The sequence below is a fragment of the Aureimonas frigidaquae genome (assembly GCF_001463905.1).
Lineage (GTDB): Bacteria > Pseudomonadota > Alphaproteobacteria > Rhizobiales > Rhizobiaceae > Aureimonas > Aureimonas frigidaquae.
In genome coordinates, this window is the sequence record NZ_BBWR01000004.1 from 1 (window position 1) to 5094 (window position 5094).

General features: G+C 66.5%; 5 protein-coding genes. 1 reads left to right on the plus strand and 4 read right to left on the minus strand.

Annotation, left to right across the window (positions count from 1 at the left end; all coding sequences use genetic code 11):
* Positions 1-113: 113 nt before the first annotated feature.
* Positions 114-2432, plus strand: coding sequence for an FdhF/YdeP family oxidoreductase (locus AUL30_RS05430; protein ID WP_062226862.1), 2319 nt, complete (start codon positions 114-116; stop codon positions 2430-2432).
* Here the strand turns inward: AUL30_RS05430 and AUL30_RS05435 are convergent, their stop codons facing one another.
* The 4 genes from AUL30_RS05435 to AUL30_RS05450 form a co-directional block, all read right to left on the minus strand.
* A complete protein-coding gene (locus AUL30_RS05435) occupies positions 2433-3095 on the minus strand; it encodes a class I SAM-dependent methyltransferase (protein WP_062226866.1) in 663 nt (220 codons plus the stop codon).
* A gap of 165 nt (positions 3096-3260) precedes the next feature.
* The gene (locus AUL30_RS05440) at positions 3261-3698 is read right to left on the minus strand and encodes an EVE domain-containing protein (protein WP_062226863.1); all 438 of its coding nucleotides are present in this window, start codon (positions 3696-3698) and stop codon (positions 3261-3263) included.
* A gap of 4 nt (positions 3699-3702) precedes the next feature.
* A complete protein-coding gene (locus AUL30_RS05445; RefSeq protein ID WP_062226864.1) occupies positions 3703-3990 on the minus strand; it encodes a YciI-like protein in 288 nt (95 codons plus the stop codon).
* 25 nt (positions 3991-4015) lie between these two features.
* Entirely contained in the window at positions 4016-5005 is a 990-nt protein-coding gene (locus tag AUL30_RS05450) for an NAD(P)H-dependent glycerol-3-phosphate dehydrogenase (protein WP_062226865.1), read from the minus strand.
* Positions 5006-5094: the final 89 nt, after the last annotated feature.

The following is a 5094-nucleotide window of genomic DNA, read 5'->3' on the forward strand; positions in this document are numbered from 1 at the left end:
TCCGCGTCCTGCGCTGACCGCGCCCGGCCGGGTTGGTCCATGGGGGGGGCTGGGCGGAACCGCCGCTGCGCCCGCACCATTGTTCCCTGACGGGAAACGATGGGGTCTCAACCATGGACAACGAGCGTAAGAGCGACGACGTGGTGGTCGAGCCCTATGACCAACCGACGGGCGGATGGGGTTCAGTGGGCTCGCTCGCCCGCATCAGCGCGGCGGAGGGCCTTGGTTCGGCCTCGGTCTGGGCCAGCCTCTACCGGCAGAACAAGCCCGGTGGCTTTGCCTGCGTGTCGTGTTCCTGGGCCAAGCCGGCCGATCCGCACCGGTTCGAATTCTGCGAGAACGGCGCCAAGGCCACGATCTGGGAGCAGACCGCCCACCGCACCGATCGTGACTTCTTCGCCCGGCACCGGGTCAGCGAACTGCGCAACTGGACGGACCACGCCCTGGAAAAGGAAGGGCGGCTGACCCACCCCATGCGCTACGACTCCACGCTCGACCAGTATGTGCCCGTGTCCTGGGAGGCCGCCTTCGCCGAGATCGGCCGTGAGTTGCAGGCACTCGACCCGACATCGGTGGTCTTCTACGCGTCCGGCCGCGCGGCGCTGGAAACGACTTACATGTACCAGCTCTTCGCGCGGGTCTACGGATCGCAGAATCTACCCGATTCCTCCAATATGTGCCATGAATCGACGTCCGTCGGGCTGCCTTTGTCGATCGGCTCGCCGGTCGGGACCGTCGTCCTGGAAGATTTCGAAAAGGCCGATCTGATCTTCTTCTTCGGGCACAATACGGGCACCAACGCGCCGCGCCTGCTGCACCCGCTGCAGGAGGCGCGCAAGCGCGGCGTGCCGGTCATCGTCTTCAACCCCTTGCGCGAGCGCGGCCTGATTCGCTTCAAGAATCCGCAGAGCCCGGCGGAAATGCTCTCCCCGGGTGACGGCACGAAGATGAGCTCGGACTATTTCCAGATCCGCTGCGGCGGCGACATGGCCGCCATGGCCGGGATCGCCAAGGCGCTCTTTGCCCTGGAAGAGGCCGGCGAGCCAGGTGACGGCACGCCGGTGGACCGTGCCTTCATCGCCGAGCATGGGCATAGTTTCGAGGCGTTCGAAGCCGCCGTCCGCGCCTATGACTGGGCCGAGATCGAAGCGCGCTCCGGCCTGTCGCGGGAGGAGCTGTCCGACGTCGCCCGCCAATATGCCCGGGCGGAACGTGTGATCGCCAATTATGGCATGGGGCTGACGCAGCACCGCCACGGGGTAGGCAATGTCCGCATGCTCGCCAACCTCCTGCTGATGCGGGGCCAGATCGGCAAGCCGGGCGCCGGCATCTCGCCCATTCGCGGCCATTCCAACGTGCAGGGCCAGCGCACCGTCGGCATGACCGAAAAGCCCGAACTCGCGCCGCTCGACAGTTTTGCGAAGATGTACGGCTTCGAGCCGCCGCGTGAGAAGGGGCTGGACACGATCGGCACCTGCAAGGGCGTTCTCGACGGATCGGTGAAGGCCTTCATCGGCCTTGGCGGCAACTTCTCGCGCGCCGCGCCCGAGACGGACCTTCTAGAAGCGGCCTGGACCGGGCTGCGCCTGCATGTGCAGATCGCCACCAAACTCAACCGCAACCATCTCCTGCCGGGCGCGGTCACCTTCCTTCTGCCCTGTCTCGGACGGATCGAGCGCGATACGCAGGCCAGTGGCGACCAGACCGTATCGATCGAGGATTCGACGGCCTGCATCCACGCCTCCTTCGGGATGCGTCCACCGGCATCGCCCAATCTCCTGTCCGAGCCGGCGATCGTTGCCGGGATGGCCAAGGCGACGGTCCCGGGGCGCAGCTCGATCGACTGGGACGGCTGGGTGGCGGATTATGGCCGCATCCGGGACGAGATCGCGAAAGCCTATCCGAAGGACTTCCACGATTTCAACGCGCGCTTCACGCAGGCCGGCGGGTTCCACCGCGACATCGAGGCCTGCCGACGCGAATGGAAGACCGATAGCGGGAAGGCGAATTTCTACGTGCCGGACACGCTGGACGTGAATCCCGACATCGATGTTGACGGGCCGGGCCTGTTCCGGCTGATGACCGTGCGGTCCAACGACCAGTTCAACACCACGGTCTACGGGCTGGACGATCGGCTGCGCGGTGTCAGCGGTTCGCGGACCGTGATCCTGATGAACAAGGCGGACATGGCACGGCTCGGCCTACAGGACCAGGATATGGTGAGCGTCGAGACGCATGCCGATGACGGCGTGGACCGGCGTGTCGATGGCTTCCGGGTCCATGCCTTCGATGTGCCGGAAGGCGATGTCGCGGGCTATTACCCGGAGCTGAACTCGCTGATCCCCCTCTGGCACCACGCGCAGGACAGTCACGTTCCCGCGGCCAAGAGCGTTCCGGTCCGGATCGCCCCCTCGGCCATGGCGACGGGCTGATCAGGGCGCCCGCCACGCGTAAACCTCGACCGATTTAATATCGGCATCCTCCAGCGCGCGTGTGACCGGCACAGCGTAGTGCGCCAAGGCGTCGAGGCGATCCCGCGGCCGATAAGCGCGGCCGGGATCGCCCACCAGGATCGACAGGCCGGCAGCCGCCAGCGCATCGAACCAGGGGATGAGCCGGGCCGCGAAGGCGGCGTCGTAGAAGACGTCTCCGGCCAGGAGGACGTCGGCATCGAGCGGCGCGCCGATCCTGTCGCCGGACAGGATATCCACCGACACGCCGTTGGCTTCAGCGTTCAGGAGAATGGCCTGCGCGGCGAAAGGGTCGGTATCGATGGCGGTGATGGTGGCCGCTCCCGCCTGCGCGGCCGCAATGGCCACCAGCCCGGAGCCGCTCGCAAAATCCACGACGCGCCTGCACGATACAGAGGCCGGATGATCGATGACGAAGCGCGCAAGACCCTGGCCGCCGGCCCAGGCGAAGGCCCAGAACGGGGGCGGCAGGCCCAGCGCGGCGAGCTCCTCCTCCGTCTTCAGCCAAAGGTCGTGCGCCTCGTCCGCCAGGTGCAGGCGAACCTCCGGAACATGGGGCGGGACATGCTGCCGCGTATTGGCGAGCACGAAGTCGCGGGCACGTTCCGGTGAAAGCGCAATCATCTCGGGAACCTGCCCGCCGCCTGCAAGTTTGCCAAGGACATGCAACGCAGGGAGACATTCATGTTCAAAGGCGGCCTTCTCTGGCTCATCGGCATTCCGATCCCCATCATCATCATCCTCTGGCTGATCGGCGTCCTGTAAGAGGATGACACTGCGGGGGCGGCGTCAGCCGCCCGCCGCATCTGCCGGATCGAGCCCGCCCATCTCGCACACGATGCGAAACTCCGCTTCGCTGACCGGCTGAACCGACAATCGCGAATTGTTGACGAGGACCATGTCCTTCAATCGCGGCTCCGCCTTGATGGCGTCGAGCGTGACCGGCTTGGGAACATCCATGACGGCCTTCAGATCCACGCATTCCCAGCGCGGATCCTGCGACGTGGAATCGGGATGCGCGGGCGCGATCACCTCCACGATCCCCACCACCGCCTTGCCCTCGTTGGAATGATAGAAGAAGCCGCGCTCCCCGACCTTCATCTGGCGCATGAAGTTGCGCGCCTGGAAGTTGCGGACGCCATCCCATTCCTGTCCGGTGTCTCCCTTGGCCTTCTGCATCTCGAAGGACCATTTGAAGGGCTCGGACTTGAACAGCCAGAAGGCCATGCCGTCAGCGAGCCTCAGGATTGTTGAAGACCCAGTTCCAGCGGCGGATTGTGGTGTTGGCGAACAAGCCGGCCTTGGCATAGGGATCGTTCTCTGCCAGCGCACGGGCTGCCGCCTCGTCCGCAGCTTCGACCACGAGGAGGCTGCCATCGGGCTTCTCGTCAGCCAGGAAGGGCCCGGCGAGTTTCAGCGTGTCGCCGAGGGATTTCAGGTAGTCCACATGGGCGGGGCGCGTATCCATGCGCAGGGTTCCCGCATCCGGGCGGTCGTTGCAGATGATGGCGTAGAGCATGGGTTTTCTCCTTGCGTGTAAGGGGTCAGTCGGTCTCGCGCTTGAGCGGCCGGGACAAAAGGGCGCGGATGGCATCGTCCAGCGAGACGGCGCCTTCCAGCACATCGGCGACGGTCTGGATAATGGGCGCTTCCACGCCGTGCTCGCGGGCCAGGCGCGCCGCGATGCTGGCCGAATAGATCCCTTCCGCCAGCTTGAGCTGCGTCAGGTCCTCGCCCCGGCCAAGCGCGGCGCCATAGGCGAAGTTGCGGGATTGGGGGCTCGAGCAGGTCAGCACCAGGTCGCCCAGGCCGGACAGGCCCATCAGTGTTTCCGGGCGCGCGCCGAGCGCTTCGCCGAGCCGTCGCAGTTCGACGAAGCCGCGCGTCACGATGGCCGCGCCCGCCGAGGGGCCCATCTGGCGCCCTGCGATGGCGCCGGCCGCCAGGGCCAGGACGTTCTTCAGCGCACCACCGGCCTCCACGCCGACAATGTCGGCCGAGGCGTAGATGCGCAGCGTGTCGCCCGACAGGATCGCCGCCAGGCGGTCGGCCAGTCCGGCATCCGCGCTCGCCAGCGTCACCGCCGTGGGCAGGCCGCGTGCAAGGTCCTGGGCGAAGCTCGGGCCGGACAGGACGGCGAGCGGCTGGTCGGGAAGTTCCTCGGCCATCATCTGCGATACGAAGAGGCCGGTCGATTTCTCGATCCCCTTGCTGCACAGGACGAGCGGCGTTTGCTCGGTCAGATGGTCCTTCATGGTCCGGGCAAGGGCCCGCACCGTCTGCGCCGGCACGACGACAAGCACCATCTCGGCGCCGTCCAGCGCTTCCTCGATGCGGCTGGTGGCGTGGAGTTCGGGCGGCAGCGCGATATCCGGCAGGTAGGACGGATTTTCGTGCCGCGTGTTGATGGCTTCCACCGTCTGCTCTTCGCGCGCATAGATCTCTACGCTATGCCCGTTGCGGGCGGCGACGGTGGCCAGAGCCGTTCCCCAGGCGCCCCCGCCGACCACGGCGATCTTCCGTCGATCGTTCATGCCTTGGCTCCCCTCTTGCCGAAACCCAGGACGGGCGCGGCTGTTTCATCCAGCGGCCAGCGCGGCCGCACGGCGCCATCGGCGGGAAT

Excerpts from the sequence above, each read along its gene's own strand:
- AUL30_RS05435 (WP_062226866.1), bottom strand. The coding sequence starts at position 3,095 with ATGATTGCGCTTTCACCGGAACGTGCCCGCGACTTCGTGCTCGCCAAT.
- AUL30_RS05440 (WP_062226863.1), bottom strand. The coding sequence starts at position 3,698 with ATGGCCTTCTGGCTGTTCAAGTCCGAGCCCTTCAAATGGTCCTTCGAG.
- AUL30_RS05450 (WP_062226865.1), bottom strand. The coding sequence starts at position 5,005 with ATGAACGATCGACGGAAGATCGCCGTGGTCGGCGGGGGCGCCTGGGGA.
- AUL30_RS05445 (WP_062226864.1), bottom strand. The coding sequence starts at position 3,990 with ATGCTCTACGCCATCATCTGCAACGACCGCCCGGATGCGGGAACCCTG.
- AUL30_RS05430 (WP_062226862.1), top strand. The coding sequence starts at position 114 with ATGGACAACGAGCGTAAGAGCGACGACGTGGTGGTCGAGCCCTATGAC.